The 15,083-nt window shown below is 64.9% G+C and carries 9 protein-coding genes; 4 read left to right on the top strand and 5 right to left on the bottom strand.

The genetic code is table 11. The features are described 5' to 3' along the window. Positions 1–199: 199 nt before the first annotated feature. Positions 200–820: a nucleotidyl transferase AbiEii/AbiGii toxin family protein gene (locus ACOGXA_RS02010; protein WP_419925615.1), complete on the bottom strand. Its 621-nt coding sequence runs from the start codon at positions 818–820 to the stop codon at positions 200–202. A 405-nt stretch (positions 821–1,225) separates the two neighbouring features. Continuing rightward, the gene (locus ACOGXA_RS02005) at positions 1,226–3,553 is read right to left on the bottom strand and encodes an MMPL family transporter (protein WP_419925614.1); all 2,328 of its coding nucleotides are present in this window, start codon (positions 3,551–3,553) and stop codon (positions 1,226–1,228) included. A gap of 47 nt (positions 3,554–3,600) precedes the next feature. Between ACOGXA_RS02005 and ACOGXA_RS02000 the strand changes: the two genes are divergently transcribed. Both ACOGXA_RS02000 and ACOGXA_RS01995 read left to right on the top strand, forming a co-directional pair. Beyond that, positions 3,601–4,962, top strand: coding sequence for a protoporphyrinogen/coproporphyrinogen oxidase (locus ACOGXA_RS02000; protein WP_419925613.1), 1,362 nt, complete (start codon positions 3,601–3,603; stop codon positions 4,960–4,962). A gap of 291 nt (positions 4,963–5,253) precedes the next feature. After that, positions 5,254–6,348, top strand: coding sequence for an oxygenase MpaB family protein (locus tag ACOGXA_RS01995; protein ID WP_419925612.1), 1,095 nt, complete (start codon positions 5,254–5,256; stop codon positions 6,346–6,348). A 28-nt stretch (positions 6,349–6,376) separates the two neighbouring features. On the opposite strand, the gene ACOGXA_RS01990 is transcribed toward ACOGXA_RS01995, so the two are convergent. Beyond that, positions 6,377–7,090, bottom strand: coding sequence for an SDR family NAD(P)-dependent oxidoreductase (locus tag ACOGXA_RS01990; RefSeq protein ID WP_419925611.1), 714 nt, complete (start codon positions 7,088–7,090; stop codon positions 6,377–6,379). 47 nt (positions 7,091–7,137) lie between these two features. Between ACOGXA_RS01990 and ACOGXA_RS01985 the strand changes: the two genes are divergently transcribed. Continuing rightward, complete coding sequence (locus ACOGXA_RS01985; protein ID WP_419925610.1) at positions 7,138–8,352, top strand: CynX/NimT family MFS transporter; 1,215 nt, start codon at positions 7,138–7,140, stop codon at positions 8,350–8,352. On the opposite strand, the gene ACOGXA_RS01980 is transcribed toward ACOGXA_RS01985, so the two are convergent. Both ACOGXA_RS01980 and ACOGXA_RS01975 read right to left on the bottom strand, forming a co-directional pair. Next, positions 8,349–10,619: an isocitrate lyase/phosphoenolpyruvate mutase family protein gene (locus ACOGXA_RS01980; RefSeq protein ID WP_419925609.1), complete on the bottom strand. Its 2,271-nt coding sequence runs from the start codon at positions 10,617–10,619 to the stop codon at positions 8,349–8,351. The genes ACOGXA_RS01985 and ACOGXA_RS01980 overlap by 4 nt on opposite strands. A 120-nt stretch (positions 10,620–10,739) precedes the next feature. Beyond that, entirely contained in the window at positions 10,740–12,740 is a 2,001-nt protein-coding gene (locus ACOGXA_RS01975) for a hypothetical protein (RefSeq protein ID WP_419925608.1), read from the bottom strand. A gap of 125 nt (positions 12,741–12,865) precedes the next feature. Between ACOGXA_RS01975 and ACOGXA_RS01970 the strand changes: the two genes are divergently transcribed. After that, the gene (locus tag ACOGXA_RS01970) at positions 12,866–15,013 is read left to right on the top strand and encodes a malate synthase G (protein ID WP_419927030.1); all 2,148 of its coding nucleotides are present in this window, start codon (positions 12,866–12,868) and stop codon (positions 15,011–15,013) included. Positions 15,014–15,083 lie beyond the last annotated feature (70 nt).

Raw genomic sequence — 15,083 nt, 5'->3', positions numbered from 1 at the left:
GAAGAGGCCGCGGGCGGATCGGCCCCGTTGCCCGCACAGGCACTCAGCAGCAGCGCTGCGACCAGCCCCATTCGGTGTAAGGCGCCCATAACGCCCTCGCATTCCACACATTTCGACAGGGGCCTTGGAGGCCGATAGTTCTGGCTCAAGCCAGCCATAGCAATCTATTTCATGATGTACCCGATGTCAACAGATATTTTCAATGAATTGCCATATGGCGTCGAGCTCTTCGAGGGCCTGGATATCGGAAGCGCCCTACTGGTCTGGCATAGGGCAAGGATGCGGGGGTGGGGGGGTGCCCCTCGAACTCGTCCGCTTTCCTGGCGATGCGCGCCAAGTCGTACACATCTCTGGCCCGCCTCCTGATGTTGTCGAGATCGCCGGACTCGCACATCTCGGTCTGCGCCAGCAGCTTGTTCATGGCCGTCGTGCCGGGGCCGAGTGTGCGGAATTCAAACCCGCCCAATTCGGGGTGGGCTTCGAGCAGATCGGGATCGCAGACCCGACCGATCATCGACATCACGGGGACTTTCTGAGTCCACAGCGGCGGCTCGTCGACGGCCCGGAAGGCGATGTCGATGCTGGATACCTCCTGCTTCTTCTCCCTGAACTCCAGGAAGTAGCGGCCTTGGCTTCTGCTGGTTTCCCTGAAGGTGCATCCGATCTGCGCCGATGCGGCCATAGCAGCCTTCTTGCACGCCTGCCGCAGCATCTTGGGAGTGACCCCCTCAGCGGGAGCGAGGATCATGTCGATGTCCTGTGACCAGCGTTCCGTGATGGCCCAAGCGGCCGACAGAGATGTGCCGCCTCCGACTCGCATATCCCGAGCCTGGTGGGGCAAGAATCGAATCGTCCAAGGAGGGCATCACCCCATAGCCGTGGTCGCGCTGGCACGGCTGCCGCCAATAAATGCCAGGGGTGAACCTTCCGATGATCGGCATGTCTGCCGCCATCAGCCTGGAGAGGACGTTGCGGGCCACATGCCGCTTGCCCGGAACCGCCGCCGAGCGGAACCATGTGCCGGCGGGGAGCGCCTCAATCCATTCGCGGGCGACACTGGAAGCACTTGGTTTGGTGACTGCCAGCGCTGAGCTAGCCATGTAGAAAGCGTACCGTGCCCTATGAGAGCCGCGTTCCTGCTTTGTCGTGGACTTGGCCTTCTCCTGCCTGCATCCTCTGGCTCCGAGCGTTGAGAATCTTTGTTATGTAAAGTTAGTCGGGGCCTTCAGTCAGTTTCCTGTGCTGGGGCCTCTGGGGGGCTGCCCTCAACGTTGATCTTGGGGAGAATGCGATCGAGCCAGCCCGGGAGCCACCAGTTTCGGGTGCCGAGCAGTTCCATCGTGGAAGGCACTATGAGCATGCGTACCAGGCTGGCGTCGGCGGCAACCGCGGCCGCCAGGCCGATGCCGAACATCTTGATCGCCCGCTGGTCCTCGAACACGAAGCTCCCGAAGACGAACACCATGATCAACGCGGCGGCAGTTATGACCCGCGCCGTGGCGGCCAGGCCGTCGGCCACCGAGTTGACGGGGTCGCCGGTTCGCTCGAACTCCTCTTTCATGCGCGACAGCAGGAAAACCTCGTAGTCCATGGAAAGGCCGAACAGCACTGCGAACAGCATCATGGGTATGAACGGCTCGATCGGGCCGGGCTCGACTCCAATGAGGCCACCGAGCCAGCCCCATTGGAACACCGCGACCAGCACGCCGTAGGCCGCGCCGATCGACAGCATGTTCATAATCACCGCTTTGAGCGGCACGACCAGCGAGCGGAATACGGCCATCAGCAGCAAAAAGGAGGCACCTAGCACCACGATGAAGAACAACGGGGTGCGGACCTTCAAATAATCGCTGACATCGACCTTGACAGCCGTGAAACCCGTCACTTGAGCATCGAGGCCAGTCCCGGCGGTGGCCGCGGGCACAACGGTTTCGCGTATGTCCTTTACGAGGGCTTCGGTCTCGATGGTCTTGGGCCCGGTGGCTGGCCTAACCTCGATCGCCGCGGCGGTCGGAGCAACCGGGTTGTTCGGAATTGGAGGAGTTACGAAACTGACTCCGTCGGTGGCGCCAAGAGCCTGCGACAGGCTGGCGAGCTCATCCATCTGCGACGGCGACGACACCTCGGCCACCACCAGCAGCGGGCCGCTGCCACCGGGTCCGAAGCCGGCGGCAGTCAGGTCATAGGCCTTGCGGGTGGTCGTGTCGGCAGAGAAGTTGCTCTCATCTTGAAAGCCGTATCTCAGATCCAAAACCGGCGCAGCCAAGAGAAGCAAGACGACGGTGCCGCCGATGGCGAAGGTCCAGGGCCGGGCCTGCACCCTGCGGCTGAGCCGATACCAGCCGGTGTCTCGCAACGGCTTCTCCCGGCGCGGCCGCAAGACTCGTCGCAGCCGGTTTCCCTCTCCCCCGAACAGTCCGGCCACCAGCACGATCACAGCCGCTCCAAGGGCAAAAACCAGGAGTTGCCGACTGCCGGCACCGAAGCCGAACAGTGCCACGCTGACCAGCACCGCAACCACCATGCCCCGGACGCGGGTTGTGGCAATCCGGTCGCCGAGCAGAACGATCAGAGCAGGCAAGAGTGTGACCGAGCCCACCAGCACGACGGCCACCGTGGCCGCCGCCGCTATGGCGAAACCGTTCACGAGCGGGATCCCGATCGTGAGCATCACCAGCAGGGAGGCGACCGTGGTCGCTCCCGCGAACACGGCCGACCGACCGGATGAGTTGAGGGCTGTGGCCAGCGCCTGCTCGGGTCCGTGCCCGCTGCTGAGGGCATCGCGGTAGCGGGTGATAATGAACAGGGCGTAGTCGATACCCACCCCCAAGCCGATCATCAAGCCGATGGCGGGCGCGAAGTCCGGCACCGTGATGATGTTGCTCAAGACCACGATTCCAGCCGTGCCGATACCCACCGTTATGAGGGCCGCGCCAATGGTGGCACCCATGGCCACTACCGAGCCCAACACCGCGATCAGCACGAAAATGGCGAAGGCGAGCCCAATAGCCTCCGACTCAGGCGGCTGGAGCTCAGCGAACCAAACACCGCCGACCTCCACATCGAGGCCCTCCATCGACCGGAGATCGAGCTCCTCGATGAGGTCCTCGATCTCGGCGCCCACCTCCTGCGCATCGGTGCCGCTGGTCCCGGGCGGAAGGCTCACGTCGGCGTAGGCGATCAGCCCGGCCTCACCACCCTGCTGGGCGATGCGGTACTGCCCTCCCGGACCGTAGGGCGAGATGACCGTGGTGCCCTCGATGGCGTCGACTCTGGCCAGCAGCTCGCTCAGCGCGGTCAACACTGCTGGGTCGTCGATGCCCTGCTCAGCCCGGAAGACAACAGTCCCTCCGGGCCCGGCGCCGACACCCCCGAAGTGGTCTTTGAGAATCTCGCCGCCAGAGTGGCTCTCGGTGCCGGCAATGGCGAGTTCGCCGCTGTAGGAAGCCCCGAGGCTCCCAGAGATACCGGCAATCAACAAGAGAGCAGCGAGCCAGACTGCTAGCCCGCGCCAGGGATGCCGGAAGCACCATCGGGAAATGGACGTGTACATAGCCGAATCCTAGGCCAGCGGCGGCTGGCCTATATGCTTCCCCTTGGATGGCACGGAAAGTCGTAATCGTTGGCGGAGGGGCCGCTGGACTGAGCGCAGGATTCACCCTCCAAAAGCACGGGCTCGATCCCCTCCTCCTCGAGGCTGGCGACCAGGTCGGCGGACGCATGGGCGGCGACAGAGTCGATGGGTTCTCGACGGACAAGGGCGCCGACTTCTTCCCTTCCTCCTACGACGTCACCTTTCGCATTTGCGAGGAGTTGGGCCTGCCGATTATCCGCACCAAGATGGATATCGGCTGGTATCGGCACGGACGCTGGGTTGTCACCACCCCGATCGACTCTCTTGGCACCTTGCTCAAGAACATTCGACCGTTCTGGACCTTGGGACTCCTGTCTCCCCGGGGAATCTGGCCCACCCTGAAACTGGCCAAGGGCCTCCGGGCCGATGCCCAGTATCTGAATTATGCCAGCGACCACAAGATTGCCGAACTGGACGGGGAGGAAACCTACGGCGACTTCCTCGACAGACTCAGCGTGCCAAAGCATCTAAGGGTCACGTTGGAGGGTTTCCTGGAATTGACGATGGGCTACCCCGAACAGTTCGGTGCAACCTGGATCCGGGCGTTTCTGGGCGAGGTGCTGTTCAAGCCAACCCAACTCTACGTCCCCCAGGGAGGGTGCAGTGCGCTGTCATACGCCCTGGCTGACAGATTGGGGGGAGGCATACGCCTCTCCACACCGGTGAGGCGTATTGTGATCGAAGACGGCGTGGCGACCGGTGTGATCACCGGTGACGGCGAGCGCATCGGGGCAGACGCCGTCATTTGTGCGGTACCGGCTACCAAGGCGCTCGAAATCATGCCAGACCTGTCACCGAGGATTCGCCACGCACTCAGCAAGGTGAACTACTCGCGCGGCATCCGAGTGGTGGTTGGACTCAACCATCGGCCGCTTCCTGCCGGTTGGAGTGTTGCGCTGTACCCCGAGGACAACACTCCGGCGCTGCTGGACCGCACCGTCAACCTGCCCGAATGCGCGCCGCCCGGCAAGAGCACACTGGATCTTTGGGTGGGGAGAGACCGCGCCGAAGAGCTGTTCCCGCTCGACGATGAGGAAATCGTCCGGCAGATGCTCGGCGACGCCCGCCGCAATGCCCCTCCCGGCTCCGCGATCCCCAACGACGACGATGTGCTTTTCACCCGCGTCTACCGGTGGAACGAGGCTGTCTGCATGGGACAGCCCGGAATGTTCAAGGCCATTGTGGAAATGCGCAGTCAACTCAACCAGGACGTGAAGAACCTCTTCATTGCAGGCGATTACATGCGGTCGCCTATTGTCAACGGCGCCACGACCAGCGGCGTCGAAACCGCAGAAGAGGTCGCTGAGGTGCTGGGGCAGCATTCCTGACCCCGGCAGCTCACCCCAACTGTCCCAGCAAACCACCGGTATCGGCTGACGAAACAACTGCGCTTTTGAATTCACCACCGGACTCCCGGCGGTGAATTAAGCTGATAGCGCCTAGCAGAATTGATGCAGCTACAATGAGAAATAGTCTACGTTGCTCCCCCCCCCCCCCCCCTCCCCCGTGCCGATGCTTAGAAGGCACCAATGAAGGTGCCCACCTGCTATCGACACCCAGGCGTTGAGGAAGCCCGCGCCTTCGATCCGGAAATGGCCGGCAACTACCTGGCGCACACCGTGATCGGCGATCCCTTGGCGGATGCCGCAATAGAGGCACTCTCTTCGATGAAGCAGTCAGCATCGGAGGAGGGGCGCCTAATCGCCGCCTACATGAACAAAACCGACGGGGAGAACCTGCCCGATGCGCCCCCTGAGGTCGAAGCGCTCTTCGATCATGCATCGACGCTGCCCGACTGGCTTGAGCTGTCGGCGCTGGCCCCGGGCGTCCACATGTTCCACCGGAACTTGAAGATGGTTCTGGGGGGGATGATCGCGGGCACCCTCGTGGAAGGCTTCTCGACCAACATCAGCAAGTCGTTCTTCATCACTGGCCGACTGCGCGACCAAGGGGTGCGGCGCCTTCAGCAGAATAACCGCCATATGACAGAGATATTCTTCCCCAACGGGTTGGAGCGCTTCGGAGACGGGTGGAAGCTCTCGGTCAGGATCAGGCTCATCCACGCCCAGATCAGGCGCCTGCTCACCGAATCCGAGGAGTGGGACGCCGACGCGTGGGGAACTCCGCTGAGTGCGGCCCACATAGGTTTCGCCATTACCGCATTTTCTGCCCGGCTTCTCAAACATATGAGAAACCTGGGAGCGACCTACAGCGACGAGGAGGCTGCCAGCTTCATGACAGTGTGGCGCTACTCGGGACACCTGATGGGGATCCCCGAGTCGATCCTCTTCCGCGACGAGGCAGAGGCGCTGAAGCTGTTCGAGGTCGGTGTCATGAGCGAGCCGAAGCCCGACTTCCACTCCATTGCGATGGCGAACTCACTGGTCAACTCGGCGCCCCCCGTGGTCGGCGTCGACGGCCGAGACGAGCAGCGGAAGCTGGCGCAGTACGTATACAGGGTGTCGCGGGCCCTCATCGGGAACACGCTGGCCGATCAGCTGAACTACCCCAAGCAGGTCTCATTCGGGGTACTTTCCTGGCAGCGCGCCCACTCGAGGTACTACAAAATCATGTCGAGGATCCTCCCAAAGCATGCGCGAATGAACAGCTTCAACGATTTCATGACGCTCATGTCCGGTTCGAGGTTCGACGAGCAGGGCATCCCCTACCAGATGCCCAACCACGTCTACGCCGAGGAGTCAGACAAATGGTAGGAGCAAGCGCCTCGGGGTGGCGACCCCGCTAGAGCGCGGCCCGGCCGGCGCTGAGACCTCCGTCAACATAGATCACCTGGCCGGTGACGTAGCGGGCGTCGTTGGAGGCCAAAAAGCCCACCACGTCGGCAATGTCGTCGGGCCGACCGGTTCTCCCCAACGGCACAGCCCGTGCTCGCTGTTGGCCCTTCTCCCCTTCGTAGTTGACCTGGGTGCTCTCGGTCTGGATCATGCCCGGGCCGACCGCGTTGGCTCGAATGCCCCGAGGGGCCAGTTCCAGGGCGGTCTGCTTGGTGAAGCTGTCCACCGCAGCTTTGGACGGTGGATAGATGCCCACTCCCGGGGAGTTGGAAAAGGTGGCATTCGATGAGAGGTTGACGATGGCCGAGCCCGGTCCCATCAGCGGCGCCAGTGCCTGGGTGCAGTTGAACACCCCCATCACGTTCACCTCCAGCACCCGGCGCACATCTTCGGGCGCCATCGTGTCCAGATTGGCGAAGATCCAGATGCCGGCGTTGTTCACCAGCACGTCCACCTGATCAAGCGACTCGGCCAAGGCGGCCACTGAATCAGGATCGGACACATCGCACTGCCGCCATTCGCCGCTGAGCGCTTCGGCGGTGGCGGCCGCCGACTCGCGACTCTGGTCCACGGCCACAATGTGATAGCCATCGGCGGCCAGACGCGTTGCGATCGCCCGACCGATTCCTTGACCGGCGCCGGTTACTACTGCTGTTCCCATCGGGTCAGCATGACAGATGGGCGACCGGCGATTGCTACGGTCCCGGCGTGCATCAACACAGCCACTCCTATCGCTGGGTGATGCTCGGCGCGCTGTGGATGGTGTATTTCTCCTTCGGGATAGCGGTATTCGGGATGACCCCGCTGGTAAACGTGATCCGGGAGGACTTGGATCTGAGCAAAGGGGCCATGGGAACGATTCTGGGGGCTTGGCCTCTGGTGTTTCTCGTTGCGGCGATGCCATCTGGAGCGCTGGTCGATCGGCTCGGACTGCGCCGCTCGCTGGGAATCGCCACCGTGATCATCTCTGCCTCCGCGCTGTTGCGTCCGGTCGTCACCAATTTCATCGGCATGTTCGGCTCGGTGGCATTGTTCGGCCTCGGCGGGCCGCTGGTTTCGGTGGGCGCTCCCAAGCTGATCAGCGTGTGGTTCGACGAGGAAGAGCGAGCGCTGGCCATGGGGATCACCATGTCGGCACCGGCCATCGGCGGAGTTCTGCCCCTGGTTACCGCCAACAGCCTCCTCATGCCGGCATTCGACCAGAGCTGGCGGGCGACGCTCATGGTTTACGCCCTCATTACCGTGGCGGTCATCGCCGTCTGGTTGATCGCCGCTTCCGCCGGAGAGAAACTCGCTGCCGGGGCGGACCGCGATGCCAATCCCGACCACGGCTTCTCTGGCGCCAGGGGCCTCCTGCGCCATCGAGCCGTCCGGCTCATGCTGATAGTGGCCCTCGGCATGTTCTTCTTCAATCACGCCCTCAACGGATGGCTCCCCACCGTGATCGAAGACCGGGGATTCTCCAGCTCAGCAGCGGGCTACCTGGCCGGCGCGGTCACCGCCCTCAGCATCGTCGGTGCGCTGCTGGGGCCGCGCCTGATCCCAGAAGGCAGTCGGCTCGCGGTAATGGCCGGGGTTTATGCCGTATTCTCCATCGCCTCCATTCTGCTCTATGTGGACGTCAAGGCGACCACCTTGGCCGGGTTGGCCATCATCGGCTTGAGCAGAGGGCTGGCTGTACCGGTTGCCCTTGTGGTGATGATGCAGCTACCCGGGGTGGCGCAGCGCAATATGGGAGCGGCCGGGGGGTTGTTCTTCACCGTTGGCGAAGCCGGCGGGGTAACCGGGCCGATCTTGTTCGGCGTTCTAGCCGACATCGGTGGTTTCGGCGCCGGGCTAGTGCTGCTTGCCGGGGTTGCCGGCCTGACCGGAATCCTGACCCTTGGCCTTCGCTCGGCAATGGCCCGGGTGGGGGTCGACTAGGCGCCCCGACCCTCGATGAGCTCTTGCAGGGCGTCGTCTTCGCTCACCAGCTTGGTCACCACCGCCTCGTCGACGTCGGCGACGATGATCTCGCCCACCTCGTCGGAGACTGAGGCGAAGAAGCCCAGCTCCTTCATGCCCACGGCCTGTCGGTAGTTGTCCTGGGTTGGTGTGAGGTATTGGATCGACACCGCGCTGTAGCGGCGGATGAGGTACAGGTGCATGAGGGCCATCAGCCGCTTGCGGCGCAGCGCGGGACTGTGGGTGTTCTGGTCTCGCACTGAGAGGATGGCGCGGCCCCGCCGGTCGTTCAGCACCCCGAACACCACGTTGGCCAAGTCGTTGGCGCCGCTGTACACCACCAATTCGAGTATTTCCGACCCCGCGGAGTAGGGCCGCAGCTTCACCTTCAGCAGGGCGTCGATGGCGTTGTGGGCCGCCCAGCGCTCCAGCCAGGCCTCGAGCTCTCGGGTGGGCACCTCGGTCTGCGCCAAGTGCTGGAACTGGGTTGAGCCCTTGCCCATGGCCCGGGTGGTGGCGGTGCGCCCCGAGCTGGCCATGAGCCCGGCGTCTAGGCGGGGGCCGCCGACCAGGGTTTGGGGCGTCTTGTAGGGCGAGTCCACCAGGCGGAACCTCCGCTGGAGCCGGGCCAGGGCCAGCATCCCGTCCTGTTGGAGGGCGGCGGCGAATTCCTCTCCCGCCATTCCATCCACCTGGTGGCCGCCATAGGTGATGAAGTTGAACACGAACCCCAGCCGGCCCAATTCCGCGGGGAATTCCCTCATCTCGTCCTCGCTCATCCCGGTGGTGTCCCAGTTGAACGACGGCGACAGGTTGTAGGCCAGCATCTTGTCGGGATGCACCGCATGGACGGCCTCGGCGAACTCTCGGGCGTCGTCTAGGTCGGCGGTCTTGGTCTCCATCCACAGCAAGTCGCAGAACGGGGCCACCGCCAGCGACTTGGCCACGGCATAGGGGATCCCGCCCTTTACCTGGTAATACCCCTCGGTGGTCCGGGCCACCTCGGGATCCCAGGCCACGTCCAAGCCCATCTCCACGGCCCGCTCCCGGGCGGTGTCGGTGTCAACTGTTCGGGCGTAGCTGAGCCACTCGCCGGCATCCATCCCGAAGGTCTCCCCCTCCGCCGACCGCATGGCCAGCTGGTCGGCCACCGCCTGGGCATAGGTGGCCAGCCCCGACGCCCGGTGCCATGCCTCGGCCAGCGCATCTGAGACCCGGTCCACTGCGTCGTCGGCTCGGGGATCGGGCGAGGAATGGTAGGTGACCGCGGTCTTCTCGATTATCTGGTTGACCCCGGTCTGGTCAAGCCATCCCATCGCCCGCTTGTAGCGGCTCTCGGGAACGGCATACAGCAGGTGGCCGTTCACTCCCTCCACTCCGACCTCGGCCAGCCGGCGCAATACCGCCAGGTAGGCGTCCTTGTAGGAGGGAACCGACAGCTTTGTGGCCCCCATGATGAACGGCTGGTCGCGCTCGTCGGTCCCGCCGTCCAACAGGTTGGCCGCCTCCGCGTCGGTGCGGGCCACGATGATGCCAGGCACTCCCATCACGTCGAGTTGGAATCGGGCCGCGTTCAACCGCTTGATCTGCTCATCGCACGGCACCAGAACCTTTCCCCCCTGGTGGCCGCACTTCTTGACCCCGGGTTTTTGGTCTTCGATGTGATAGCCGGGAACGCCGGCCTCCACGAAGCGGCGGATCAGATTGCGGACATGGGCATCGCCGCCGTGACCGGTGTCGGCATCGGCAATGATGCTGGGGGTGAAGTCCACCACCGGGCTGGCCAAGCGCTCAGATGCGGGCATCCGGGATAGCGCGAAGCGCTGGTTGCGGTCGGCGGTCAGCAGCGCCCGCACCAGTCCGGCCGCCTCGTCGGGCACCATGCTCAATGGGTAGCTGGCCAGATCAGGACCGGGATCCTCGTGCAGAGAGCCCTTGGCCGACGTAGCCCATCCGCCCAGGTAGATGCCCTCGATCCCCGCCCGCTTCATGGCGACGGCCTGGCCTGGCGAGTACGGGCCGAACGTGGAAATGCACTGGCCCTGGTCGAACAGCTCCCGCAGACGGGCATAGAAGCGGTCGGCGGCCACGCGGGCCACGGTGTAGTCCTGGTCGATCGCCCCGCGCTGCTCCACCACCTGGCGAGCCGAGTACAGGCGAGTCACCCCCTCGAAGCGGGGCGAAGCCATCCACGCCTGGGTGGATCGGACCTCGGCATCGAATGAACCGGCAGCGTTGACGGCCATGCTGACACCTCTTTGATGGCTAGGGGGTTGTCGTCCGGGCAGGCTAGCAATCGCGCTGCTTCTAGCCGCACCTTTATTGGCGCGAAGTTGGAACTTGCTGGAGAAAACAGAGCCTGATGCCTAGATGGCTCCAATCCACAACCCGCCGAATGTGTATTCCCAAGACACCCCACTAGGCAGGTTGGAGGTCCACTGCCAGCACCACAGGTAGTTTTCGGCACCGATGGCGCACGAATGCCGCACACCCGCGGCTACGGCGGTGTACAGGCCCCTGGGCGGGTCGGTCTGACCGTCGCCGTTGTGGCCCCAGCAGGCGATGGCGCCGGCGGTTCTGGTGGCGCATGTGTGCCATCGTCCGGCGGAAATGGCGGAGTACTGGCCATCGGGCGCATGCAACTGCCCGTCATCGCCGTTGTAGCCCCAGCAGGCAATGGCGCCGTCGGCATCTATGGCGCACGAATGCCGCTCACCCGCGGCAATGGCGGAGTACCGGCCACCGGGCGCATCCAACTGCCCATCGCCGTTGTAGCCCCAGCAGGCAATGGCGCCGTCGGCATCTATGGCGCACGAATGCCGCTCACCCGCGGCGATGGCGGAGTACTGGCCACCGGGCGCATCCAACTGCCCGTCATCGCCGCGACCCCAACAGGCGATGGCGCCATCGGTGTCGATGGCGCACAGATGCCTTCCGTGCTCCCCGCCCGCGGCGATGGCGGAGTACTGGCCATCGGGCGGGTCCAACTGAGCGTGGGAGCCGCGGCCCCAGCAGGCGATGGCGCCGTCGGCACCGATGGCGCACGAATGCTCCCCGCCCGCGGCGATGGCGATGTACTGGCCATCGGGCGGGTCCGCCTGCCCGTCGCCGTTGTAGCCCCAGCAGGCGATGGCGCCATCGACTCTGATCGCGCACGAATGCCGCACACCCGCGGCGATGGCGGAGTACCGGCCATCGGGCGGGTCCGCCTGCCCGTCGCCGTTGTAGCCCCAGCACACGATGGCGCCATCGACTCTGATCGCGCACGAATGCCGCTCACCGGTGGCGATGGCGGTGTGCGGGCCGCCGGGCCTGTTCAGTTGGCCGTGGTCGCCATGGCCCCAGCACATGATGGCGTTGTCATCTCTGATGGCGCACGAATGCCGCTCACCGGTGGCGAGGGCGGTGAATTGGCCGTCGGGCGCGTCTAGCTGACCCCCATCGTCGCGGCCCCAGCACACGACCGCGCCGTCATCCCTGATGGCGCACGAATACCCCAGCCCGGCGGCGAGGGCGGTGTAGCGGCCCTCGGGCGCGTCTAGCTGACCCCCATCGTCGCGGCCCCAGCACACGACGGCGCCGTCATCCCTGATGGCGCACGAATGGTCCGTGCCGACCGTGAGGGCGGTGTAGCGGCCGTCGGGCGCCTCTGTCTGGCCGTGGGCGTTGTGGCCCCAGCACACGATGGCGCCGCCTTCTCTGATCGCGCACAAGTGATCAGAGCCAGTCGAGCTAGAGGCGATGGCGGTGTAGCGGCCCTCGGGCGCGTCTAGCTGACCCCCATTGTCGCGGCCCCAGCACACGATGGCACCGTCGTCTCTGATGGCGCACGAATGCCCTAGCCCGGCGGCGATGGCGGTGTAGCGGCCCTCGGGCGCGTCTAGCTGGCCCCCATCGTTGCGGCCCCAGCACACGATGGCGCCATCCCTGATAGCGCACGTGTGCATTTGCCCGGCGGCGATGGCGGTGTGCTGGTCAGCGCAGACGCCGAGGACGGCATCGGCATCGATGCCGAACCGGCAGCGGTAGGCGTTGAGGAGAGCCTCTTGGGTGGAGATGAGCTGGTCGCGCCGCTCGAGTTCCTGCATGGTGGGCGTGCCGGCGAACGGGGCGGGTAGAGAGACAGTGCCAGCGGGCTCATCGCCGTCGCAGCCGCCGGGGACGGCATCGGTGTCAATGCTCAACCGGCAACGGTAAACGTTGAGCAATGATTTCTGGGCGGCGATCAACTCGTCGCGCTCTGTGATTTGCTGGCCGGTGACAACGCCCCCTGACGCCGGCTGCGCGCCGGCAGCCGCGACGGCCAGCACCGGAACCAGCAAACACCACGCAACCAGAACAACCAGCAAGAGTTGCCTAACCCGCATAGAAACGGAGCATACCGACTACTAGTCGCAGGCGCGGGCCGATTGGGAGACAACCACGTCATTGATGGAACAAGACAGGCCGCCGGGCCTTACCCTGATTGCTTGTGGCCTACGAGACGTATGGAATGATCGAGGTGGCCAGACCTCTGGCCGAATTCGCCGTCAACCGGTTGGCACCGGGAACTGGTGTAGATCCTGGGCAATTCTGGGCGGCATTCGGCGGGATCGTTGAGCGTTTTCGACCACAGGTTCAGGCATGCCGCAACGAACGAGACGATCTCCAAGCCCGGATTGACGCTTGGCACCAAGACCCTTGCACCCAGCCCGATGAGGCCATCTCCTTCTTGCGCTCCATCGGCTATCTAATCGATGATCCCGGACCGGTGCCGGTGGTCACCGAGGGAGTCGATCCGGAGATCGCAGTGATGGCCGGGCCGCAGCTCGTGGTGCCGGTGGACAACGCCCGCTTTGCCCTCAACGCGGCCAATGCCCGCTGGGGAAGCCTGTATGACGCCTTCTACGGCACCGATGCCATCGACGAGTCTGGAGGAGCCGAGCGGGCCGGGCCGTACAACCCGGTGCGGGGACAGCGGGTGATTGACCGGGTTCGATCCCTGCTGGACAGCCATTTCCCCCTGGCCTCGGGATCGCACGCCGACGCGGTGGCCCATGCGGTGTCCGACAGCCGGCTGCGGGTGGGCCTGTCCAGCGGCAGCTCAACCGGGCTGGCCGATCCCGAGCAGTTCGCCGGCCACACCGGCGATGCGTCGGCGCCAAAGACGGTGCTCCTGCAAAAGCACGGGCTCCACATCGAGGTGGTCATCGACCGAAACCATGACATCGGCCGCGACGACCCCGCAGGAATCGCCGACGTGATGGTGGAGTCGGCGCTGACCACCATCATGGACTTGGAGGACTCGGTGGCCGCGGTGGACGCCGATGACAAGACCCTGGCCTATGCCAACTGGCTCGGTCTGATGCAGGGCAGCCTCACGGCTTCGTTCGCCAAGGGCGGCCGGGCCATGATCCGCAGCCTCAACGCCGACACTGCGGCAACTGATCCGTCGGGGAAGCCGATGACGGTGCGCCGGCGCAGCATCATGCTGATTCGCAGCGTGGGCCTGCACATGGACACCGACATGGTGCTGGTAGGCGGCCAGCCGATTCCGGAGACCATCATCGACGTAGCGGTGGCCGCCTGGTGCGCGAAGTTCGATCTGGTCGGTGCCGGGCCTCACCGCAACAGCCATACCGGGTCGGCCTACATCGTGATGCCGAAGCTGCATGGCCCCCGCGAGGCCGCTTTGGTCGGGGAGCTGTTCACCGCTGTTGAAGACATCCTGGGTTTGGGTCTCAACACGCTGAAGGTGGGGATCATGGACGAGGAGCGCCGCACATCGCTCAACCTGGCCGCCTGCATCGCCGAGGCCTCCGGGCGGGTGGCGTTCATCAACACCGGGTTCTTGGACCGCACCGGAGACGACATCCACACCAACATGTACGCCGGCCCCATGATCCCCAAAGCGGAGATCAAGGCATCGGGATGGCTGACCTCCTACGAGGATGCCAACGTGGCCGTGGGGCTGGCCATGGGCCTGCCGGGGCACGCGCAGATCGGCAAGGGGATGTGGGCCAGGCCCGACGACATGGCCGCCATGCTGGACGAGAAGATCGGTCACCCCCAGGCGGGGGCGTCAACCGCGTGGGTCCCCTCCCCCACCGCGGCCACCCTTCATGCCCTGCATTATCTGGAAGCCGACGTGGCTGCCCGTCAGCGCCAACTGGCCGCCTCTCCCGCCGGCCGCGACGCCGCCGTTCAAGCCATGCTGGCCCCCGCCGTGCTTCCGCCGGATCGCGAGCTGTCTCCCGCCGAGGTCCAGCGGGAGCTGGACAACAACGCCCAGGGCATCTTGGGCTACGTGACCCGGTGGGTGGGCCAGGGAGTGGGCTGCTCCAAGGTGCCCGACATCGACAACGTCGCGCTGATGGAGGATCGGGCCACCCTGCGGATCTCGTCCCAGCACATCGCCAACTGGCTGCACCACGGGCTGCTGGACGAAGATCAGGTAGTGGAGGCCATGCGGCGAATGGCCTCAGTGGTGGACGCCCAGAACGCCGACGACCCCGATTATGAGCCCATGGGCGACGACTTCTCGGCCAGCGTTCCGTTCAGCGCGGCCATCGCATTGGTTCTCGAAGGCCGCGACCAGCCCAACGGCTACACCGAGGCCATCCTCACCGCCCACCGCCGCCGCCAGAAGGCAGCGGGCTAGACAACCAAGCCCGGCCCTGCAACCCCCCGGGGCTCAGATCGACGGATCTTCCCTGGCATTCTCATCTGCC

Source organism: Candidatus Poriferisocius sp. (assembly GCF_965208475.1).
GTDB lineage: Bacteria > Actinomycetota > Acidimicrobiia > Acidimicrobiales > Bin134 > Poriferisocius.
The sequence above is the reverse complement of the archived record's forward strand: the minus strand, read 5'-3'. Positions and strand labels throughout refer to the sequence as shown.

Excerpts from the sequence above, each read along its gene's own strand:
- ACOGXA_RS02010 (WP_419925615.1), bottom strand. The coding sequence starts at position 820 with ATGCGAGTCGGAGGCGGCACATCTCTGTCGGCCGCTTGGGCCATCACG.
- ACOGXA_RS01990 (WP_419925611.1), bottom strand. The coding sequence starts at position 7,090 with ATGGGAACAGCAGTAGTAACCGGCGCCGGTCAAGGAATCGGTCGGGCG.
- ACOGXA_RS01980 (WP_419925609.1), bottom strand. The coding sequence starts at position 10,619 with ATGGCCGTCAACGCTGCCGGTTCATTCGATGCCGAGGTCCGATCCACC.
- ACOGXA_RS01975 (WP_419925608.1), bottom strand. The coding sequence starts at position 12,740 with ATGCGGGTTAGGCAACTCTTGCTGGTTGTTCTGGTTGCGTGGTGTTTG.
- ACOGXA_RS02000 (WP_419925613.1), top strand. The coding sequence starts at position 3,601 with ATGGCACGGAAAGTCGTAATCGTTGGCGGAGGGGCCGCTGGACTGAGC.
- ACOGXA_RS01970 (WP_419927030.1), top strand. The coding sequence starts at position 12,866 with ATGATCGAGGTGGCCAGACCTCTGGCCGAATTCGCCGTCAACCGGTTG.
- ACOGXA_RS02005 (WP_419925614.1), bottom strand. The coding sequence starts at position 3,553 with ATGTACACGTCCATTTCCCGATGGTGCTTCCGGCATCCCTGGCGCGGG.